At 47.0% G+C, this 21,803-nt stretch carries 19 protein-coding genes and 1 riboswitch; of the genes, 11 read left to right on the forward strand and 8 right to left on the reverse strand.

Going from position 1 to position 21,803, the window contains the following annotated elements:
* Positions 1-46 precede the first annotated feature (46 nt).
* From ACUC6J_RS02210 to nfsA, 5 genes are all read left to right on the forward strand, one after another.
* Positions 47-1,276 (forward strand): multidrug effflux MFS transporter, encoded by a 1,230-nt coding sequence (locus ACUC6J_RS02210; RefSeq protein ID WP_019685926.1) that lies wholly within the window; start codon positions 47-49, stop codon positions 1,274-1,276.
* A gap of 113 nt (positions 1,277-1,389) precedes the next feature.
* Complete coding sequence (locus ACUC6J_RS02215; protein ID WP_017427194.1) at positions 1,390-1,740, forward strand: metal-sensitive transcriptional regulator; 351 nt, start codon at positions 1,390-1,392, stop codon at positions 1,738-1,740.
* 55 nt (positions 1,741-1,795) lie between these two features.
* A complete protein-coding gene (locus ACUC6J_RS02220; protein WP_017427195.1) occupies positions 1,796-1,996 on the forward strand; it encodes a copper ion binding protein in 201 nt (66 codons plus the stop codon).
* Between the two features lie 117 nt (positions 1,997-2,113).
* Entirely contained in the window at positions 2,114-4,570 is a 2,457-nt protein-coding gene (locus tag ACUC6J_RS02225) for a heavy metal translocating P-type ATPase (RefSeq protein ID WP_447249684.1), read from the forward strand.
* Positions 4,571-4,857: 287 nt separating this feature from the next.
* The gene (gene nfsA / locus ACUC6J_RS02230; RefSeq protein WP_013369076.1) at positions 4,858-5,601 is read left to right on the forward strand and encodes an oxygen-insensitive NADPH nitroreductase; all 744 of its coding nucleotides are present in this window, start codon (positions 4,858-4,860) and stop codon (positions 5,599-5,601) included.
* A 176-nt stretch (positions 5,602-5,777) separates the two neighbouring features.
* Here the strand turns inward: nfsA and ACUC6J_RS02235 are convergent, their stop codons facing one another.
* From ACUC6J_RS02235 to ACUC6J_RS02255, 5 genes are all read right to left on the reverse strand, one after another.
* On the reverse strand, positions 5,778-6,623 hold the full coding sequence (locus ACUC6J_RS02235) for a TatD family hydrolase (protein WP_447249685.1): 846 nt from the start codon (positions 6,621-6,623) through the stop codon (positions 5,778-5,780).
* Entirely contained in the window at positions 6,616-7,569 is a 954-nt protein-coding gene (locus ACUC6J_RS02240; RefSeq protein WP_017427198.1) for an ABC transporter ATP-binding protein, read from the reverse strand. Before ACUC6J_RS02240 ends, ACUC6J_RS02235 begins: the two co-directional genes overlap by 8 nt.
* A gap of 45 nt (positions 7,570-7,614) precedes the next feature.
* Positions 7,615-8,391 (reverse strand): ABC transporter permease, encoded by a 777-nt coding sequence (locus ACUC6J_RS02245; RefSeq protein ID WP_447249686.1) that lies wholly within the window; start codon positions 8,389-8,391, stop codon positions 7,615-7,617.
* Positions 8,388-8,681: an MTH1187 family thiamine-binding protein gene (locus ACUC6J_RS02250; RefSeq protein ID WP_447249687.1), complete on the reverse strand. Its 294-nt coding sequence runs from the start codon at positions 8,679-8,681 to the stop codon at positions 8,388-8,390. The genes ACUC6J_RS02245 and ACUC6J_RS02250 overlap by 4 nt, the downstream gene beginning before the upstream one ends.
* A 354-nt stretch (positions 8,682-9,035) precedes the next feature.
* Positions 9,036-10,079: an ABC transporter substrate-binding protein gene (locus ACUC6J_RS02255; RefSeq protein ID WP_123796678.1), complete on the reverse strand. Its 1,044-nt coding sequence runs from the start codon at positions 10,077-10,079 to the stop codon at positions 9,036-9,038.
* A 195-nt stretch (positions 10,080-10,274) separates the two neighbouring features.
* Positions 10,275-10,384: riboswitch (TPP riboswitch) on the reverse strand.
* A 269-nt stretch (positions 10,385-10,653) separates the two neighbouring features.
* Between ACUC6J_RS02255 and ACUC6J_RS02260 the strand changes: the two genes are divergently transcribed.
* The 3 genes from ACUC6J_RS02260 (at position 10,654) to ACUC6J_RS02270 (ending at position 14,745) form a co-directional block, all read left to right on the forward strand.
* A complete protein-coding gene (locus ACUC6J_RS02260; RefSeq protein ID WP_016818833.1) occupies positions 10,654-11,088 on the forward strand; it encodes a pyridoxamine 5'-phosphate oxidase family protein in 435 nt (144 codons plus the stop codon).
* Positions 11,089-11,306: 218 nt separating this feature from the next.
* Entirely contained in the window at positions 11,307-13,409 is a 2,103-nt protein-coding gene (locus tag ACUC6J_RS02265) for a bifunctional 2',3'-cyclic-nucleotide 2'-phosphodiesterase/3'-nucleotidase (RefSeq protein ID WP_447249688.1), read from the forward strand.
* A 274-nt stretch (positions 13,410-13,683) separates the two neighbouring features.
* Positions 13,684-14,745: an EAL domain-containing protein gene (locus tag ACUC6J_RS02270; RefSeq protein WP_113050911.1), complete on the forward strand. Its 1,062-nt coding sequence runs from the start codon at positions 13,684-13,686 to the stop codon at positions 14,743-14,745.
* 149 nt (positions 14,746-14,894) lie between these two features.
* Here the strand turns inward: ACUC6J_RS02270 and ACUC6J_RS02275 are convergent, their stop codons facing one another.
* Entirely contained in the window at positions 14,895-15,986 is a 1,092-nt protein-coding gene (locus ACUC6J_RS02275; protein WP_447249689.1) for a hypothetical protein, read from the reverse strand.
* 270 nt (positions 15,987-16,256) lie between these two features.
* On the opposite strand from ACUC6J_RS02275, the gene ACUC6J_RS02280 reads away from it, so the two are divergent.
* Positions 16,257-17,957: a glycoside hydrolase family 13 protein gene (locus ACUC6J_RS02280; RefSeq protein ID WP_330708305.1), complete on the forward strand. Its 1,701-nt coding sequence runs from the start codon at positions 16,257-16,259 to the stop codon at positions 17,955-17,957.
* A 72-nt stretch (positions 17,958-18,029) separates the two neighbouring features.
* On the opposite strand, the gene ACUC6J_RS02285 is transcribed toward ACUC6J_RS02280, so the two are convergent.
* Both ACUC6J_RS02285 and pdaA read right to left on the reverse strand, forming a co-directional pair.
* Complete coding sequence (locus ACUC6J_RS02285) at positions 18,030-18,797, reverse strand: HAD-IIB family hydrolase (protein ID WP_447249690.1); 768 nt, start codon at positions 18,795-18,797, stop codon at positions 18,030-18,032.
* Positions 18,798-18,958: 161 nt separating this feature from the next.
* On the reverse strand, positions 18,959-19,756 hold the full coding sequence (pdaA, locus tag ACUC6J_RS02290; protein ID WP_016818827.1) for a delta-lactam-biosynthetic de-N-acetylase: 798 nt from the start codon (positions 19,754-19,756) through the stop codon (positions 18,959-18,961).
* Positions 19,757-20,025: 269 nt separating this feature from the next.
* Here pdaA and ACUC6J_RS02295 point away from each other — a divergent pair, with 269 nt between their 5' ends.
* Positions 20,026-21,048, forward strand: coding sequence for a methionine ABC transporter ATP-binding protein (locus ACUC6J_RS02295; RefSeq protein WP_016818826.1), 1,023 nt, complete (start codon positions 20,026-20,028; stop codon positions 21,046-21,048).
* Positions 21,045-21,710, forward strand: a complete 666-nt coding sequence (locus tag ACUC6J_RS02300) for a methionine ABC transporter permease (RefSeq protein ID WP_016818825.1) — start codon at positions 21,045-21,047, stop codon at positions 21,708-21,710. Before ACUC6J_RS02295 ends, ACUC6J_RS02300 begins: the two co-directional genes overlap by 4 nt.
* Positions 21,711-21,803 lie beyond the last annotated feature (93 nt).

Below are 21,803 nucleotides of genomic sequence, written 5' to 3' on the forward strand. Positions count from 1 at the left end.
TATTGAAGTCATTATTTATATTTTAGTGAAAAGGATGATTATTATCATGAATCGGTTATCCAATACGGTAATGGTTGCCGCAGATATGACCAAATCACGAATATTATGGATTGCCTTTGTTCTGGGTGCATTAAGTGCCTTCGGACCATTGTCCATAGATATGTATTTGCCGTCACTGCCTACATTAGCCGACAATTTGCATACGACTACTTCGCTAGCGCAGCTTAGTTTGACAGCCTGTCTGTTGGGACTGGCCGTTGGTCAGATCGTTGCTGGTCCGCTTAGCGATGTGAGGGGTCGCAGAGGACCGCTGGTGATTTCGCTTATTCTGTACGCCGCGGCATCGCTGTTATGTGTGTTTGCTCCAAATATCGCTGTGCTCATTGCGCTTCGCTTTATTCAAGGGCTTACGGGATCGGCGGGGATCGTGATTTCCAGAGCAGTGGCCCGTGATCTGTACTCGGGCAAAGAATTGACACGCTTTTTCTCACTGCTCATGCTGGTGAATGGTGTGGCTCCCATTGCTGCACCTGTGCTGGGCGGTGTCATTTTGAATTTTGTTTCCTGGCGCGGTGTTTTCATGGTGCTGTGTGTAGTTGGTGTGGCCATGCTAATTGCCGTTGTATTGGGTCTTCCAGAAACGTTGCCAACGAACCGTCGTTCATCCGGTGGCTTGAAGCAGACGCTGGGAACACTCGGTCATCTATTTGCAGATCGGCGCTTTATGGGTTATGCCCTCTCGCAGGCACTGATTACAGGGGCTATGTTCGCGTACATCGCTGGCTCGCCTTTCGTGCTTCAGGATATTTTCGGGGTTTCTCCCCAGACGTACAGCATCATTTTTGCGGTGAATGGTTTGGGGATTGTACTGTTTTCCCAGTTGACGGGTAGACTCGTGGGTCGATTTAGCGAACGACAGTTGCTCTTGTCAGGTCTGATAATTGCGGCTGTAGCCGGGATCAGCTTGCTTACCGTAGCTTTTACCGGAGGCCAATTGTTAGCTGTATTAATTCCGATGTTTTTTGTCGTATCCTGCGTAGGTATTGTGAGTACAACGACGACTTCACTGGCCATGCAGAGTCAGCAACGTTCGGCAGGCAGTGCGTCCGCCATGCTTGGCTTGCTGCCTCTATTGCTGGGCTCCATCGCTTCACCGTTGGTAGGCTTGGGTAGTGGAACAACCCCCGTACCGATGGCGGTTGTTATTGCTATAGCTGAGCTTGGTGCGCTGTTAAGCTTTGTTGTACTTGCCAAGGAAGCACGCTCAAAAGTGTGAAACAAGGCAAAATGGTGACATTTTTCAGGAATGTTGACATACCCCATGGGGGTATATTATGATGGGGATATATTAAATGCATGAGTGCATTACACCACACAGGAGGCTGATGTATGGCTGAGGAGCAACCTGTTTCCCACACTGAAGTCCACGGGACTCATTGTGGAACAGATGGGGAGAAGACAGTTAGAAAAAGTCATCATTCGGCGGAATTCAAGAACAGCCTTGTATCCCGGTTAAACCGTATTGAAGGGCAGGTACGCGGGATTAAGGGCTTGATTGAGAAGGACACTTACTGTGACGATGTGTTGAACCAGATTGCGGCTGTTCAGTCGGCCCTGAATGGTGTCGGCAAGCTACTGCTGGAAGGGCATATGAAAAGCTGTGTCATTGAGCGCATGCAGGCAGGAGAGCAAGAAGTGATTGATGAGCTATTAATTACGGTTAAGAAGCTAATCCGTTAAAAGTAGCAGATATACACATTATGGGTATGGACGTACCCTTGAGGAGGAAACGAAAATGGCACAAGTTACATTGAACGTAGAAGGCATGAGCTGCAATCATTGCGTGAAAGCCGTAGAAGGAGCTTTGGAAAAAGTAGGCGCTACCGGCAAGGTCAGCCTCGAAACGAAACAAGTAAGTGTAGAATATGACGAATCCAAGCTGAGTGTTGAAGCGCTGAAAACAGCCATTGAAGACCAAGGCTATGATGTTGTTTAAGATTAAGATGCTGTATGATGCGTGAACAGGTTTGTTCGAAGAAGAAGCTTCCTTGTAAGGAGCTTTTTCTTTTTGAACACAATATACCCCACTGGGGTATGTAGAAGGAGGACTACCATGGAAAACCGTGCGACCGACGGTGATAAGCATACAACGCTTCAAATTACGGGGATGTCCTGCGCAGCCTGCGCAAGCCGTATTGAAAAAGGTTTAAACCGAATAGACGGAGTGGCGCAGGCTAATGTGAATTTGGCATTGGAGCAGGCGTCTATATCCTATGACCCCAAGCAGGTGGAAATCCCTGAATTCCGCGATAAAATTGCTTCTCTTGGTTTTGGAACTGTGAGTGAAGAAGCCAATTTGAATGTGACGGGCATGACTTGCGCAGCCTGTGCAGCTCGAATTGAAAAAGGATTAAACCGAATACCAGGCGTAACAGGTGCTACGGTTAATTTGGCGATGGAAACAGCTCATGTGGAATATTCTGCTGGGAGTACTACGGTTAGTGATCTGGTAAGCAAGATTGAACAGCTGGGCTACGGAGCGATCCCACAGAGTGCTGAGGACAATATTGCGGATGTTCGCAGTAAGGATATCCAACGTAAAAAATGGAAGTGGATAATATCGGCAGTGCTGTCGCTTCCGTTATTGTGGGCGATGGTGGCTCATTTTTCCTTTACCTCATGGATTTATGTACCGGAACTGTTCTTGAATCCATGGTTTCAACTTGTACTGACAACACCCATTCAGTTCATCATTGGATGGCAGTTTTATGTGGGTGCGTATAAAGCGCTTCGCAACGGCAGTTCAAATATGGATGTGTTAGTTGCACTGGGTACGTCTGCGGCTTATTTTTACAGCTTGTACCTTACCCTGCGTCCGTCTGATGTCATGCAGGGAATGGCGGGAATGCCTGTCATGACCATGCCAGAGCTGTATTACGAGACAAGCGCGGTACTCATTACGCTTATTCTGGTCGGTAAATGGTTCGAAGCGGTAGCCAAAGGACGTTCGTCTGAGGCGATCAAGAGCTTGATGAACCTACAGGCGACAACGGCACGTGTGGTACGTGATGGACAAGAGCTAGATATACCGATTGAACAAGTGCGTGTGAAGGATATCTTTATTGTGCGTCCAGGAGAGAAAATTCCCGTCGATGGTGTAGTCGTGGATGGGCGTTCGGCAGTGGATGAATCCATGTTAAGTGGCGAGAGTCTTCCGGTTGAAAAAGGAGAGGGTTCCCCAGTCACAGGAGCCACGCTCAATAAAAACGGAGTACTTCGTATCCAGGCTGAGCGTGTGGGTGGTGATACGGCGTTGGCCCGTATTATTAAGGTCGTGGAAGATGCGCAAAACTCCAAGGCCCCGATTCAGCGGATTGCGGATCAAATCTCGGGTATCTTTGTTCCCATCGTAGTTGCTATTGCCGTGATGACGTTTCTCGTCTGGTTTTTCCTTGTGACACCGTCTGATTTTGCAGGATCATTGGAGAAAATGATTGCAGTTCTCGTCATTGCTTGTCCTTGTGCGCTCGGATTGGCTACCCCAACGTCCATTATGGCAGGATCGGGACGTGCCGCTGAGTACGGTATTTTGTTCAAGGGCGGCGAGCATTTGGAAATGACCCGTTCCGTCAACGCAGTGATTTTGGATAAGACAGGTACGGTTACGAACGGCAAGCCAGAGCTAACGGATGTTATGGTTGGCGCAAGCAACCTGGCTGAAACGGATTTGCTGCGATTGCTCGGTGCGGCAGAAAAAAGCTCGGAGCATCCGCTGGCAGAAGCTATTGTAAAAGGGATTGCTGATCGAGGTATTGAGCTAGTGAGCCCGACGGATTTTGAAAATATTCCGGGTTATGGTGTGAAGGCCTCTGTGGAAGGCAAGCAGGTATTGGTGGGCACACGCCGGTTAATGAGCAGGGAAGGCATCGCGATTGATGACTCAACCGAGCAGCAAATGAATGAACTGGAAGGCTCAGGGAAAACGGCGATGCTTGTCGCTGTGGACGGTTCCTATGCCGGATTAGTGGCCGTCGCGGATACAATTAAAGAAACGTCACGAGAAGCTGTTGTCCGTCTGCGGGCGATGAACATTGAAGTCATCATGATTACGGGTGACAATGAAAGGACGGCGCGGGCCGTTGCCACCCAGGCGGGAATTGAACGGGTGCTGGCGGAAGTGTTGCCTGAAGGAAAGGCCGAAGAGGTAAAACGACTTCAGGAACAGGGCAAGATCGTAGCCATGGTCGGGGACGGTATTAACGATGCGCCGGCGCTGGCTACAGCTCATATAGGGATGGCAATGGGTACGGGTACGGATGTGGCCATGGAGGCTGCCGATATTACGCTCATGCGTGGTAACCTAAATAGCATTCCGGACGCGATCGAAATGAGCCGGCGGACCATGACAAACATACGGCAAAATCTGTTCTGGGCGCTCGGTTATAACGTGATCGGCATTCCGATTGCTGCTTTGGGCTTTCTTGCTCCATGGTTGGCGGGAGCGGCCATGGCATTCAGCTCTGTTTCGGTCGTGCTGAATGCGCTGCGTCTCCAGCGCGTGAAGCTGTAAATGTTTTGATGTATTAGGCAGACGCATACTGCTGGATATTTGTAGCGAGATCATTTTGTAATTAGAGCAAGTACGCACAATTTTAGCTTTGTGCGTACTTGCTTTTTTGTTGTGTATTTCATTTATTTAATTCATGCAATCCCTCTTCATTGCGTCAGGTTGCTTATCATTGGCGAAAGTTTCATAATATTTGTAGGAGTGCCATGCAAACATGCAAAAACCTACTCGTGTACTCACAGCTTGAAGCAGATAAAGAGCTTATATTATGGATTAGGAGTGAAGCCGTCATGAATGATACGATTTCCTTGTTGATGAACCACCGGTCTGTGCGAAAATTCAAGTCAGACCCCATTACCGACGAGCAGCTCGCAGCTATTGTGGCAGCTGGCCAAATGGCATCCTCGTCCAGCAATGTGCAGGCATATACCGTTATTGCCGTTACCGAGCCTTCCTTAAAAACAAAACTGGCCGAGTTGGCAGGAGGGCAGGCTTATGTTGAGCAATGCCCTACATTTCTGGTGTGGTGCGCAGACCTGTATCGTTTGAAGCAGGTGACGATTCATCATCAGCCAGGCCAGCCTTCCTACGAAGGGTCCGTCGAAAATTATACGGTTGCAACCATTGATGCCGCGTTAGCTGCACAAAATGCAGCGGTGGCCGCTGAATCACTCGGCTTGGGCATCGTTTACATCGGGGGCATTCGTACTAAAATAGCAGAGGTATCCGAGTTGTTAGGGTTACCAGAGCTGGTATATCCAGTGTTCGGTATGTGCATTGGTGTACCGGATCAGGAAACGGGCTTGCGTCCACGTCTTCCACTGTCCGGTGTGTTGCATATGAACGGTTACGATAAAAATCAGACGATGAAAGCTGTAGAGGTATACGACCATACATCAGCTGAATATCTGAAGGAACGTACGGGCGGTCAACGCTCTACACCTTGGTCTGAGCAAATGGCGACGAGATTGACCGAGCCAGCGCGTTTGCAGTTGAAGCCATTTTTGGAACAGAAGGGTTTCTTGAAGCAATAAAGTGGAGCAACGTCAAAAAACGTTGCAATGGATGAGCCGCATTTGAGCAACACGTGTATGTAAAATTACAAGAACCTCCTTAATTACGCATGATAAAGTTTCGCGTATATAAGGAGGTTCTTTGCTTTGACTACAAGTTATGGTTGTGAGCCTTTTAGTAAATAGCTGATATGCCTTTATGAATTAGACAGGGAGTAGAAGCGGCTCGTATTATCATAAAACAATTGACGGACAGTAGCTTCATCTTGACCGGTCAGCTTGCTATACTCGCAAATGACCTCGGCAGTCATCCGTGGATGTGTCTGCTGTCCGGTAAAAGGGCCCTCGAATGGCCATGGGCCGTCTGTCTCTGCCATGACCTGATTAGACGGATACTGTCTTGCCAAACTGCGGATTTCTTCTTCGTACAGGAGATCCGGTGTGAAGGACACATAATAGCCATTACGGGCCATACGTTCGGTCGTGGTGGCAGAGCCCTTGAACCAGTGAAAATGCGCTTGCGTAACGCCGTGTCGTTCCAATAGGTCGCAGGCCATGTCTGCATCTTCATAAACGGCATGCAGCACGATGGGTTTGCTATGCTTGCTTGCAAACTGGATAAAACGCTCCAGCAGCGCTATGTAGGGAGCGAGGTCAAAAGCATCTCCGCTGCGTGAGGCCTCCAGCCGATTGTAATAGGGCAAGCCGACTTCACCCACCGCGACCATCTGCTGTACATGTTCGTCCATCCAGTGGAACAACAGGTCAAGCTCGGCTTGTGATGGCAGAGCCTGTTCTGGATGAAGGCCAAAGGCCGGACGTACTAGCCTGGGCCAACGCTCAGCCAGGCGCAAGTTGGCTTGACTGGAGGCTAGATGCATGGACACAGCTACGATGGCTTCTACATGGTTGTCGACAAGCGAAGCGAGCAATAGCTCCTGTTGTTCAGGTGGGTAGCTGTCTACATGAATGTGTGCGTCGATTAAGGGAACAGTTGCTGTCGCATTCAATCTCAATGCAGAGTGCACATTCCAATCATTCATAATGGTTTACCCCGCCGTCAGAGGTGTTTTTACGGACACTTTCAGCGGTGTCCATATCGCCGTCCAGTTTGTGCTTTTCCTCACGCATCCAGCCAGTCATTGTCCGCTTCCATTCCATAAAGCGTGGATCGAGGGTGATTTCTTCCCTACGCGGGCGAGGAAAAGGAACGTCTACGACATGCATCACTGAAGCAGGTCGCGCCGACAGCACATAAATGCGGTCGGAGAGCAACAGCGCTTCTTCAATGCTGTGGGTAATGAACAGCACAGAGCGGCGGTTCTTCTCCCACATCCGCAATAACCATTGCTGCATATCTGCGCGTGTCAACGCATCGAGTGCGCTGAACGGCTCATCCAGCAGCATTAGCTCCTGCGGGCTAAGCAGGGCGCGAAGAAAGGCCGCTCGCTGCTGCATGCCACCAGACAGCGTATGCGGATACGCCTTCGCGAACTTGCCCAGCCCAACCTGCTCAAGCCATTGCAAGGCTTCTTTGCGCCGTTCACGTTCGCTGACGTATCGGGACTCTGCTACTGCATCCTTTCGCGGTGCATTTTCCTGCCCGAGTAGTATGTTGTCCAGCGTGGTGCGCCACGGGAAAAGGGCGGGCTGCTGTGGCATATAGCTAATATGACCGCGTTCACCAGTCACGTCCTGTCCATGCATACGAATACGTCCCTGCTGCGGCTTGAGCAGCCCGCCGATGATGTGAAACAGCGTACTTTTACCACTGCCTGACGGACCAATGAGGGAGACAAATTCGCCCGGCTTAACGGTAAGGGATACATCCTGTAGTACAGGCAGTGAGCTTCGCTTTTCCCGGAAGGCGAGGCTGATCCCGTCCAATTCCAAAGCAGGAGGAGCAGGTGTCATTACCTGCGGTTCTCCGGCTTGTTGCTGTTCATCAGCCACGGGTGGTGATGTCAAGTCAGTCGGATGCAGACTCATATGTGCCACGTCCTTTCATTAATGCTTTAATGCAATATGTGGAGGCTATTCTTGATCAGGCTTCCAGCGCACCAACCATTTCTCCAGTAGTAGAATAACGACAAACATCAGTAAGCTGAGTGTAACAATAATCCCGATAGCGGCAAAAATGAGATCCGTACGATAGGCAGATTTTTGCAGCAACATATAATATCCAATTCCTTCACTGGCCCCAATCCATTCGGCAATAATCGCGCCCATCACACTGTAGGTAGCAGCGATTTTAATGCCAGAGAAGACTTGTGGCAGGGAGTGTGGCAGCTCTAGTTTTAGAAAAATAGCCCGGCGGCTTGCACCCGACATCCGCATGTAGTTCATCATCATACGGTCCGTCCGTGTCAGCCCGTCCATGGCTGCTACAGCCACGGGAAAAAAGCATACTAATGTAATGACCATAAGCTTGGGCAGCACGCCAAAACCGAACCATACCATGAGCAACGGACCGAGGGCGATAATCGGAATGTTTTGGCTAAGGATCAGGAGCGGGTACAAAGCAGATTTGAGAAAAGGAATCGTATGGAGAACGATGGCGATCAGCAGTCCTGTTGCTGTCCCTATAGCAAATCCCGCAAGCGTCAGGCGAATCGTAGCCCATGTATGGGCACCAAGCAACGCCGACTGCGCCATACCCTCTTGTACGATTAGGGATGGAGCTGGCAGCAGCCAGGATTCAATATGTAAATAGGAAACCGCTCCCTGCCAAGCCGCTAAAAAGAAGAGGACCGCCACAAGGGGCGGCCATACGCTTTTCCACCAGGATGCGTTCTTGCCTTTCGGATTCATGGGCGATACTTCTCGGTCAGCTTGTTCATGCTGATGCCCTGTGGGTTATGTGCAATTTTGATCTGTGAAATGACGCTGGGACTTCCAGCTTCCGTCAAAGCCTCGTGCATTTCTTTAACCACTTTCAGCAACTCGTCGAGCTCGCCCTCCATGGTCGTATCCAATGGATTCACCAGATGTTTGACACCGGAACGCTGGATGACCTCAATCGCCTTGTCTACATAGGGGTAAGAGTCTTCGTTATTAGGTGTTTTAGGGATTACTTGAATGCTGAGCAGTGTATTAGCCATGTGAATTTCACCTGTCCTTTATTGGAGTGTTAGTAAAAAAGATATGGTGGTTTAAGGTGGGGAGACCGCTTCGCGTTTCATTTGATCTTACGATCGCTGTTGCCATGGGATTCTTTGAATTAAATTTTAAAGGTAAGAATCCCCCTGAGCGTATGCTTCCGAAGCTAGCTTTCCTAAAGAAAGCTTCAGGCGAACGCTTCGCTTCTCCAGATTCAAATGAACCGCTCCGCTACCAACCGCCTTAAAAGCACTTTAGTTTTTTGATAGGTTGTGTGGCATTTTTACACACAAAGCGCGTAGTGGCGCTTCGTTCACTTCTCTAGTCCAGTCTTATTTAGCGATTTAACAAAATGATCAACGCTTGGGCAAGAAGTCGTTTGTGAAGGCCTTATCGACTTCCAAAGGTTTGCTGAGCAGCTTGCGTTCATACATCCAATCCGAGTAGTTTTGCCATACCTCTGCTTTTTGTAAACCCCATTGCGTGGCATCGTCCTGATAACGCGGGCTTAGCCATTTTTGGCTAGCAAGTACCAGTTTTTTGTCCAGCTCTGGCACAGCTTTAGTTAAGATATTCGCCGCTTCTTCTGGATGGGCGATAGTGTATTCATAGCCTTGTGCAGTAGCGTCCATGAACGCTTTGACTAGGTCAGGATCGTTTTTTATCGTCTGTTCATTGCTCACAATTACAGGTGTATAGTAATCGAGACTTTTGGAATAATCTTTTACATACAGCATATCCAAGGGCTCGCCTCGAAGCTCGGCCTCAATCCCGGTCCATGCGTAGAAAATCCAGGCAAAGTCAATATCCCGCTTCACGGCTGTAAAATAGTCTGCATTGCCCATATTGACGATTTTCACTTTGCTCACATCACCTTGGTCTGAATCCATGATGGATTTCATGACCGCTTCTTCTACAGGAGAACCCCAGCCGCCGTAGCTTTTACCCTCGAAATCTTTCGGGCTTTTAATTCCGCGGTCTACCGGAGCTGCGAAGCCAGAGGTGTTATGCTGAATCACCGCAGCGATGGATACGAGCGGTACGCCTTGGATACGAGCCTGAGTGACGCCTTCTTGATAGCTGATACCAAAAGGTGCAGCATTCGAAGCAACCATTTGGTCGGCTCCGCCTGAACCTGGTTGAACAATTTGGACATTCAAGCCTGCTTTTTCGTAAAATCCTTTGTCCTTGGCGACATAGAGTCCCGTGTGATTCGTATTGGGTGTCCAGTCGAGCACGACTTTAACATCTTTGAGCCCCTTTGCCGAGGTAGACGTTGAAGTGTCGGCAGCAGGAACCTCCTTTTGAGATGTAGGGGGATTGCCGCCGCAAGCGGTCAGAGTCATAGCCATGAGCCACAGACTGATCAGACCCAGGCTTAACATTTTCATGCGCTTCATCGTTGTGTTCTCTCCTTTTTAATTACCCGTTATCCGTCCAATCAGACAGTTTATATTCCCCATTTTCACAAAAATCACATCTGCCGGAAGCAATCTTTCCAACAACTTTATCTTCAACAAAAAAAGCGTCCCGAGATTCCGGGACGCTTGCGCTTGTATATACCAAAGTAAGGGATGTCCTGTTTTAATAAAAGGCACATCTTGCTTAAGCATTCCTACGCTGGCATTACCCAGATCAGGTTGTAAGGGTCAGTGTCTTGGGACACACTCTCAGCCGGCCGATTCCAGCACCCCTGGCATTGTATGGTTTAATGGGTTCGTTTATTCGGGTTTACTACGACGATTATATGCCTTGAAAGCAGGTCTGTCCAGCCTTGAGGGAGCGCTCACGGTTCATTTGTCGAACGACAGGGTACACTTTTACTGTGAGCTTTGATCTGAAAATGGACATGAATCATTCAGATCTGTTTCGGTCATGTTATTTTCAGAACAGCTACACTGTATGTTTAGGAGAGCTGGTGCCAAGTGGCATAGCCCTATAGAATTCTAATTCGTAAAAAGGAGTTGTTGTACTGTGGGTAAAACGGAGACACTGGATCGCAGTCAGCTGGAACAAGCCATTGTGAAGGCTTTGGATAACAACAAATTTTGCTCGTTAGGTACGGTTGAGGGCGGAAAACCGAAAGTACGCTATATGGCCCTTTTTAACGATGGAATGAACATTCATCTGGCGACGGATCGCAAAACACATAAAGTGGATGAGCTAAAGGACAATCCGAATGCTTATCTGCTGCTGGGCTATGAAGTGGGTGGCACGAAGGAAGTCTTGGAAGTGGAGGCTACCGTCCAGATTACAGCTGATGAGGGGTTACGCAAACAAGTGTGGAATGATTCTCTGAAAAAATGGTTTTCCGGACCAGATGATCCCGATTATGTCATCTTAGACGTCAATCCGACTCGTATTGAGTACGTGGGTCAACAAACGGAGCGCCAGGTGTGGACGAAATAGAAACAATATAAACGGACAAGCCAGTAAATTTCCAACTTTTTCAGGAGATTTATTGGCTTTTTTTATACGCAAAATAATTATTTTTTCATAAATATTTTAAGCAAATGACTACTCTTTTGTCTGGCGTTGGATTAAAATAGGAATGGTGGGTTCAAAGCTTACATATATGTGCAAAAGTATGTATATGAGGCATACACCTTAATGAGGAGGGGTATATTTTGTTATTTCGTAAAAATTGGTTTAAAGGGTTTACAGCAGCAATTGTAGCTTGTAGCCTGCTGGTGTTTTCAGCGGCTCCATCCTGGGCAGCTATCGATTCTCGCGATAGCGCTACGGTGAATTTGCGGATCATGGAAACAACAGATATTCATGGGGCGCTGATGAATTATGATTATTATTCGGACAAAGAAACTAATGAATATGGCTTGGTTAGCACAGCAAGCTTGATCCAACAAGCACGTAGTGAAACAAGAAACAGCATGCTGTTCGATAACGGTGATTTGCTGCAGGGCAATCCATTAGGCGATTATATGGCCCGCAACAAAACCTTTGAGAAAGAAGGCGGTGTCCATCCGGTCTATAAGATGATGAACTTGATGGATTATGATGCGGCTACTGTCGGCAACCACGAATTCAACTATGGTCTTGACTTCCTGGACAAATCGCTCAAGGGAGCTGATTTTCCTTACGTAAATGCGAACGTTTATGTTGATAATGAGGGTCAAGCTACTAAAAATTATTTTACTCCTTATCAGATTCTTGATAAAAAAGTAACGGATGAGAAGGGCGAAGAGCATACGCTTAGGGTGGGTGTCATCGGTCTGGTAACCCCCCAAATTATGCAGTGGGATGAAGCTAATTTGAAGGATAAGGTCGTTACGAAGGATATTGTGGAAACAGCCAAAAAGTTTATTCCACAAATGAAAACAGAAGGTGCTGACATTATTGTCGTGCTTGCACACACAGGCTATGAGGATGTGCCGCAAACGCCAATGATGGAGAATGCCGTTAAATATTTGAGCCAGGTAGACGGGATTAACGCGATTTTGTTTGGGCATGCTCACAAATCTTTCCCAGGCTCTGATTTTAAAGATATGAGCGGTGTAGATTTGGATAAAGGAACAATTAATGGCGTACCGGCTGTGGAAGCTTCTTCGTGGGGTAAGGATCTGGGCATTATTGATCTGAGCTTGGAGAAGAGAAATCGCGAGTGGCACGTAATCAACTCTCAGTCAAAAGTGCGTCCAGTTGTGAGTACTACCAATCAGGCAGTGCAGTTTACTCCTGAATTTAAACTGATTGATGCGATCAAAGGAGAGCATCAAGGAACGCTGGATTATATCCGTCAACCTGTCGGAACAACGACTGCACCGATTACCAGCTATTTTGCATTAGTGCAGGATGACCCGTCCATTCAAATTGTGACAAATGCACAGAAATGGTATGTTCAAAACCATCTTAAAGGAACCGAATACGAAAATCTCCCCGTATTATCGGCAGGCGCTCCATTCAAAGCCGGTGGTCGCAACGGTGCCGAGTATTATACCAACATTCCTGAAGGTACAATAGCGATTAAAAACGTGTCCGATCTGTATGTGTACCCGAACACGGTTCATGCTGTAGAAGTTACTGGTGCTGAAATTCAGGAGTGGCTGGAGTGGTCTGCGGGTCAGTTCAACCGCATTGATCCTAGCAAAACTGAGGAACAATCGCTGATCAACAAAGATTTCCCAACCTACAATTTTGATGTGATTGACGGTGTGAATTACCAGATTGATGTAACTCAGCCTGCACGATATGATGCCAAGGGAAATATTATTGATTCTTCAGCCCATCGTATCAAGGATCTGCAATACAACGGGAAGGCTATTGATCCTGCACAGAAATTTATTGTTGCGACCAATAACTATCGTGCTTCCTCCTCCAAACTGGCCAACCCAGATGGCAAACGTATTGTGATGGCAGCACCAGATGAAAGTCGCCAAGTCGTTGTTGATTATATCCGTACGAACGGAACGATTAATCCGTCAGCGGACGGCAACTGGTCTATTGCTCCTTTTGGTCAGGCCAAGGTTACCTTTGAGTCCTCTTCTGATGCCAAAGACGTGCTGGCTGGAAATCAACAAATTTCATACTTGAGCAGCGCGGCAGACGGGTTTGCCAAATACAGCTTGAAAGCTGGCGCTAAGCCTAGTGCAGCAACGACCTCTGTGAAGGAAGCTGCGGCACCTGCGAAAGCAACCGCGAAGCCAGCTGTCAAAACGACTAAACCTGCGGCTGCAAAACCGGCTAAAACAACGAAGCCAAAGGCGTCCAAGTAACTTGGGATTTTAGTCTCCACTCCATAACAGAATGAAGCAGTAAGTCTCTTTAAATAAGAGATTTGCTGCTTTTTTTGATGCCCAATACAACAGTACCGTGTTTATTATGAGTGTAAAAAAGGCTTTGTTTTTGTCGAATATGTACTTAAGTCCTAAGTTGTTGTTCGGAATAAGCTTATTTTTTGTCAAAACACGTAATTATATAGTACTTTTGTTCTAATTGTTTGTGATATAATGGTGAAAAAACCGGGAAATTGTTCCGAGGAGGACCATTATGACTTGCAGCAATTGCAGCATCATATTACCTATTAAGGATCAAGGATTGCTGAAAATTAGGCATTCTAGGGTGTCGCTTACTCCAGCATTAGAGGGCTTGGGTATGCTATCGGAACAAATGAAACCAGAATATTGGTGTGAGGATAACATCGTGTTTCGCTACGACAGCCGTTCACAGTTGGAACAGCTAGTTAACGGACTGGCTCGTCTGCCGCAGGAGTGCTTGGACCAAATGCAAGTTGTGGTGACTGGTTTGCAACATGTTGAGGGATTTGAGGACTGGCTTTTATTTAGTCAATTGCAAGCTCGACTGCAACATCCGGATCTGGTGAGTATTATTAAGAATCAAAACTTTACCAGCCATATGCAGCCTATTGTTGACTACAAGCTGAATATCATCGGCTTTGAGTTTTTGCTGCGTCCATCACAGCCCGATAAGTCTTTTCAGCCTTTCCGATTGTTTGAAGTTGCTCGTGAAGCTGGCTTGCATGCTCATTTGGATCGCTCGGCTCGTATTTCCGCCATTGAAAAAAGTGCGACATGCCTTCCGACGGGAATTAAACGATTTATTAATTTTCTCCCTTCAACTATTTATAATCCGGCTTATTGCTTGAATCATACCTTTGAGACAATTGATCGGCTATCCATGAATACGGAGGATTTTGTGTTTGAGGTCGTAGAGACGGAAGAAATAGACGACCTGAATTTTTTGCATCAAATCTTTGAACAATATCGTACACGGGGAGTTTCGGTGGCACTGGACGATGTAGGGGCAGGTTATTCTACGACAGAGCTTATGAATTGCCTCCAGCCCGATTATGTTAAAATTGACCGCAGTATAATTGATGGCTGTCACAGTAACAGTGATCAAAAACGCCAAATTACTGGGATAGTGGAATCCGCTTTTCGTTTTGGTGGTCAGGTGTTGGCTGAAGGTGTAGAGCAAATGGAGGATTTTGAATTTTGTCGTGATGCAGGTGTGTCGCTAGCCCAGGGTTATTTGTTTGGTAAGCCGGAGCCTACTCCACCATCCAATTTTATACTTAGTAGAGTAGTGTAATCTGAAATAGCGTATTCTATAAAGATATCGACACAAATAACCCGATGATCTATGGTCACCGGGTTATTTGATTTTTTAGAACAATTACATCTTAATTATATTCTTTGCACTATTGAGTCGACCCATATGTCCATCTAATGTTATTACGATTATAGTGTGATCACGTATAAACCCAGCGGAGTAGTCGCGCTACCTGCAACCATGAAGCTAAGAGAATAGCTCGACTGGCCAGGCGGGACGCGGATGTCAGTCAGTCGGCATACCTTGGTATTATCTTGTAGCAAGGGGATACCGTATACATGACCATCTACGCGTACAGACCCGGCGAATGCACCTCCACGTGGATTAGCGTAGATTCGTACGGTACGTACCTCACTACTGTGATTAACGATAGGAATGGTTGCGTTATATATTGTTCCAAATTGTCCGCGATTATCAAGCGCAGGCCCCAACTCGCTGCGTTCCCCTGTAAACAGCAGATCTGCAGGAGTTTCGCCGTTCAGCTTCTTAGTGGCACATGCTCGGTAGTTGGCGCTTTGCCCTACTACATACTCCGGCATACGCGCATTTGTTTCAGAAAAGGACCATACGCCCCGTGGATGCGCCTGTGGCGGGGGTACAGGAGGGAGCGCATCCTCATGAATTTCGCGCAGATCAGTCTGCGTATCTTTGCTGACTACGGTGCGAATCACATAGTCCAGCGTACCGTGACTTTCGGCATATTCTACCGTGAGGTCATAGATGAATCCAGCCAGCGATCCTTCGAGTAGCTCAAATTCCTCCAGCAAGGCGGTGCCTTTGCCGAATTTGTGACGGTCTACTGGCTTTAGACGTTTCATTGTACCTGCCAAACAGCTTTTGGCAATAGATTGCCCGACATCAATAATCCAGTTGCCATCCTCAGGTACAATCTCAAGGGCACGTTCAATATGACGTACTTCCAGACGGGCCATGCTTTTATTCTCTATGGTGATCCCCAGTTTAACAGGGCTGCCGATTTTGTTATAATGCCAGCCGAAAATTCGGTGCTTGACTGTCCGGGTGGTGGTGCGAACCACATCATGCCACAAAGTGGCTTGCTCGGTAGGTACCGTCACGTGGGTAAGCGTCTCCGGGTTATCACTAAGCATCAGGCGGCGTGTTCCCCCCTCAGTGGCTGACTCCACATCCACATGGATGTTGGGCGGGATCACAGCTGACTCCACAATTAAATCCTTTGGCTCCTTGGGCCGAAAGTTCATATCAATTCCTCCCTAAATTCAAGAATGGCACCGCTTTTGGTTCAAGTATATGGGTAGTTCATAAATATAGGTAACGCCAAGTCCATGTATACAACCTGTTTTTCAAAAAAAAATTAAAAAAACATATCGTAGGCTATAGCAGCTCTGCTTGTGTACCTAAGCAAGCTTACAAGTCCCTCATTTCCCTGCACCGACGATTCGCATACAGGTATTGCGTGTATGTTAAGAGCATAAGCTATTGGATGTACAGAGAAGATACAGGAGGGAAACATGCCTAAAAAAATATGGTGGAAGGAAGCTGTTGTTTATCAGATATACCCGATCAGTTTTCAGGATTCTGACGGAGACGGAAAAGGGGACCTGCGCGGCATTTTGTCTCGGCTGGATTATCTGTCTGAGCTGGGTATTGATGTGATCTGGATTTGCCCGATATATAAGTCGCCCAATCACGATAACGGATATGATATTAGCGATTATTATGCCATTATGGATGAGTTTGGAACGATGGAGGATTTTGATGAACTCCTTCATCAGGCGCATGAACGAGGTATCAAAATTATGATGGATTTGGTATTAAACCATACGTCGGATGAGCACCCGTGGTTCACGGAGTCACGCTCGTCCAAGGATAATCCGAAGCGGGACTACTACATATGGCGAACAGGCAAAAATGGCGGATATCCGAACAACTGGGAATCGTATTTCTCCGGTTCTGTATGGAAATATGACAAGCTTACAGACGAATATTACATGCATCTATATTCCGAGCATCAGCCGGATCTGAACTGGGAAAATGAAGAGATGGTGGGTGAACTCTATCGTATGGTGGAATGGTGGTTAAAAAAGGGAGTCGATGGCTTCCGCTTTGACGCCATTGCCCATATTGTCAAAGCCGAAGGACTGCCGGATGCGCATAATCCTGACAAACAAACCTTGGTGCGTGCCTATCAGCTCTTTTCCAACCTTGAACAGGTACATGTACTTCTACGGATGCTGAACGAAAAGGTACTGGAGCGTTATCCCTTAATGACGGTTGGTGAAACGTCCGGTTTAGGGCCAGAGCAGGCACTGGATTATGTGGGAGATCAGCGGCATGAGCTGAATATGGTGTTCCAGTTTGAACACATGTTTATTGATGCCCAAGGGTTAGGAACGGAAAAATGGAAGTACAAGTCGTGGACGCTGGTGGAACTGAAAAAAATAATGAGTAGTTGGCAGACGGTGCTTCATCAGGAAGGATGGAATGCCAATTATCTGAACAATCACGATCAACCGCGGGCTCTCTCGCGTTTTGCGAATGATGGCCAGTACCGTGTGGAATCCGCCAAAATGCTGGCAACCTTCACACATATGCTTGAGGGCACGCCTTATATTTATCAGGGTGAAGAGATTGGGATGACGAATATTGCCTTCCCTTCGATTGATGATTACCGGGACGTAGAAACATTGAATTATTATGAGCAGCAACGAAAGATCGGTGAGCCGGAGGAGCAGATTATGGCCGCGATCTGGCGAAAAAGTCGGGATAATGCCCGCACTCCCATGCAGTGGAATGCCGGACCTGCAGCCGGATTTACCGATGGAGAGCCGTGGATGAAAATTAATGATAACTACACGCACATTAATGCAGAGGCGGAAAGAAATAATCCGAACTCGATTTATCACTATTATCGCAAGTTGATTGCTCTGCGCAAACAACATGAGGTCATAGTCTATGGCGAATACAAGCTGTTGTTGCCACTTGATACAGAACTGTATGTATTTGCGCGCATGCTGGGACAAGAGCGTTTGCTAGTCATTCTGAATTTTTTTGACCGTGATCCAGTGTTCCACTGGCCCGACGGTGAGGAGTTTCCTATCGCCAAGGCGGAGTTGCTTCTCTCCAACTATGAACCGGTAAAAGGAGAAAATTTGCACGCTTTGAAGCTGCGCCCTTATGAAGCTAGAGTGTATAAGCTAACCTTAAAATAAATGTTTGTCATCCTTAAGATGCTAAAAAGAAGGGGAGGCTCATAGAGGAGCCTCCCCTTCCTTAGCGTTGGACTACACAGTTACTGTTTCAGCCAATTCGCGTATTTTGACGATAATCCGTTCTTCTTGATTTTCCCCCTCATTAGGAATAGATTCAGTCGCGTAGGCAGCCAGTTCAGCATGATGATGAATCATGACGGCATGGTGTGCCTCTTTGAACATTGGAATATCATTCGCATCATTACCAAAGGCGATAAATTGACGAGGCTGCACACCTAGCTTCTGAAGCGCGTTCCATTTATGGATATTCTGTGGGCTAATGTCCAGTACCTGTTCATTGCGGTGTTGATGAATGACCACACCCAGCGGTAGAAGCTTAGCAGCCAAGCCTTCCATATCGTCAGCAGTTAAAATGAGTATTTTTACAATAGATTTCAGGGCCGCCAAAGGCAGCTTTTGCGCCAACTTGCTAACATCCACATTGTTGAGTATGGGATGATCAGCTGGGCCTGTATACGCATAATCCCACTCACTGTCAATCAAGTAGGTAGCTTGGTGTTCCTCCAGCAGTGGGAGCAGAGCATTCTGTACTTCCGGAAGAAAGGACTCTACGTATTTTACACTGCCATTTTGGGAGATCATTGAGCCGTTACCGCCAATCAGGGTATAGTTGTGAAAGCGTTCAGGAAGTAGAGGCAGCATGTCGCGGATTGGTCGTGCCGAGGCAAAAATGACTTCATGTCCCGCTTGAGTTAACTGTTCCAAACAGCCTGCAATCTTATCCGACACACACTGCCCCTTGAAGCAGATCGTCCCATCCAAATCAAATACAAAGTGCATAATTTATGTACCTCCAAAAAAGTGCTCTCCAAATCGTTTCTTACGTCATTATATCCATGACCTTCCTTATTCGTAAACTAAAAAGCCCGATTCACACTGTCTGCTAGAGCAGATGTGGATCGGGCTGATGACGGTATTAAGTCATTAAGTTAGAGCTATTTTTAGTGATAATGCTTAACTTTAAGGTCATCCAGGCTTTTGAACTCATATCCTTGCTTACGAGCCTCGTCAATGATCGAGCCAAGTGCCTCGGCATTATCCTTGGATACAGAATGGAGTAAAATGACCGCTCCAGGGTGGAGCTGCTGCATGACTTGGCGATAGGCATAGTCCGTTCCTCGCTGAATATTCGTGTCCCAATCCTTGTAGGCTACCGACCAGAACACACTCGTATATCCGGCTTCTCGACAGGATGCCAATGCTTTTTCATTAAAAATGCCGCGTGGTGGCCGGACATATTTCATTTCCTTTTGCCCGGTCAGCTCTGCAGATGCAGTTCGTACCCGATCCAGCTCAGATCGAATCTCTGCCGAAGAGATGGTGCTCATATCAGGATGGCTCCATGAATGGTTTCCGATGATATGGCCTTCACTCGCCATGCGGCGCATCAAATCTGGTTGGTCTTTTACAAAATGCCCAGTAACAAAGAAGGCGGCCGGAACCTTTTTTGCTTTCAATACATCCAGTACCTTGGGAGTATATCCATTTTCGTAACCGTTGTCGAAAGTAAGAAATAATTCTTTCTTAGTCGTATCCCCCAAAAAGATGCCGCCTTGTCTTTCAATCAGGTGCATAAAGCCTTCTTGTGCGATGGAGGGCAGCTCGCCGCCCTTGCTTTTTTTAAACCCAAAATGATACGGTTGTCCGTCCACAGCTTGGGTAGCTGATGCCGATTCTCCCATAACTGTGGACATTCCCATCATTGCAATGCATAGCCACAAGGTCAATATTCGCTTCATCTATGTTCCTCCGCTTCCGCCCCGGTTCGGGCAAGATGTGTATACTTCGGCATATTCCATACCATCTGCAATATCATGTTCATTTATGCAAAGAAAGAAATGCTTGCACCAAACTGTTAAACACATATTGACATCAATATAAAATCGAAGTAGTATACTCTATAAAACTTACTAAAATACTCGGATTTAATTCGAGTATTCATGCCATAGGAAAGAAATCAACTCAGAGAGATCTTACATACTTGATGGAGCGGAAGGAGTTAGGAGCTATGATTGAACTTAGGAATGTATCCAAAACCTATGTAAGAAAAGGCTTAAGCATTCAAGCGTTAAAGAATATAAATATCACAGTAGATAAAGGAGATATCTTTGGTTTTATCGGATTTAGTGGTGCAGGGAAAAGTACGCTTATCCGTTTGGTCAATCGTCTGGAGAAAGTAACGACTGGTGAGGTTCTTGTCGAAGGGGAGAGCTTAAATGCCTACTCGACCTCCGGGCTGCGAAAAGTAAGGAAAAAGATCGGAATGATTTTTCAGCATTTTAATCTGCTGGAATCGAAAACAGTATTCGAAAACATTGCCATTCCATTGGTGTTGCTCAAGCGCAACAAGCGGGAAATTGAGAGGCGTGTAACAGAGTTGCTGGCATTCACAGGATTATCGGATAAGGCAAATAGCTATCCCAGCGAGCTTTCCGGCGGGCAAAAGCAGCGTGTCGGGATTGCGCGGGCGCTTGCGAGCAACCCGTCCATTTTGCTCTGTGATGAGGCAACCTCGGCACTTGATCCGCAGACCACGCAGTCTATTCTTGATTTGCTTCGCAAAATCAACAAGGAATACAAGATCACCATCTTGATCATTACCCATGAAATGTCGGTGATTCAGCGGATTTGCAATAAGGTGGCCGTCATGGAAAAGGGAGAAATCATTGAGCAGGGCAACGTGCTGGAGGTATTCGGACAGCCGAAGCATCCAACGACGCAAAGCTTTGTACGCACAGTTATTCATGATCAAGTGCCGGATAGTGTGCTGCAAACGTTCGAGCAACAAGAATCGCAACGCATTTACAAGCTGGAATTTATCGGACAGGCAGCTTCCGACCCAGTGGTTCATGAATTGATTCGGAAGCACGATATCCATGTGAACATTTTGTTTGCCAACATGACGGAGATTCAAGAAACGACGATTGGCTATATGACACTCCAATTGCGCGGTGAGCAGCATGCCGTTCAGCAGGCTGTTGATTTTATCAAGAGCAAAGGAGTTCATATTCAGGAGGTGGAGAGTCTATGATGATTACAGGTACCACGATAACTTGGGATCAACTGTGGGAAGCTTTGTATGAATCCGTGCTCATGGTCAGCATATCATTATTTATTGGCGCTCTAATTGGTATCCCTATCGGTATTTTACTCGTCGTCACCCGTCCAGGCGGAATTTTGGAGAACAAATGGCTATACAGTATTTTGAATCCGATCATTAACATTGTTCGTTCCTTACCGTTTATTATTTTGCTAATCGCGATCATTCCGTTAACCCGTCTAATTGTGCATACATCCATTGGGACCAGTGCGGCAATTGTCCCCTTAATTATTTATATAGCACCTTATATCGGTAGGTTGGTCGAAAATTCGCTGTTGGAGGTCAATCCGGGGATATTGGAGGCAGCAGATGCGATGGGAGCGACTCCGTTTCAGGTCATTCGATACTTTTTGCTGCCCGAGGCATTCAGTTCTCTGATTTTGTCGTTAACGACAGCCGCCATTGGACTGATTGGTGCAACGGCTATGGCTGGTGCGGTCGGCGGCGGCGGCATTGGCGATCTGGCGATAGCGTATGGCTATCAACGTTTTGATACGTTAGTTATGCTCATAACCGTCGTCATTCTAGTCGTGTTTGTACAAGGGGTTCAATCCTTGGGCAACCTGCTCTCTCGCAAAGCACGCAGGGGTTAATGAACAAAACGGATATTCAACATATGTAGTTGGCATGTTAGGTTTTAGCATTATTCCATTATCCAAGAGCATCCTCGCTCACTATGAGCAAAT

The sequence above is a fragment of the Paenibacillus sp. JJ1683 genome, from assembly GCF_053006485.1.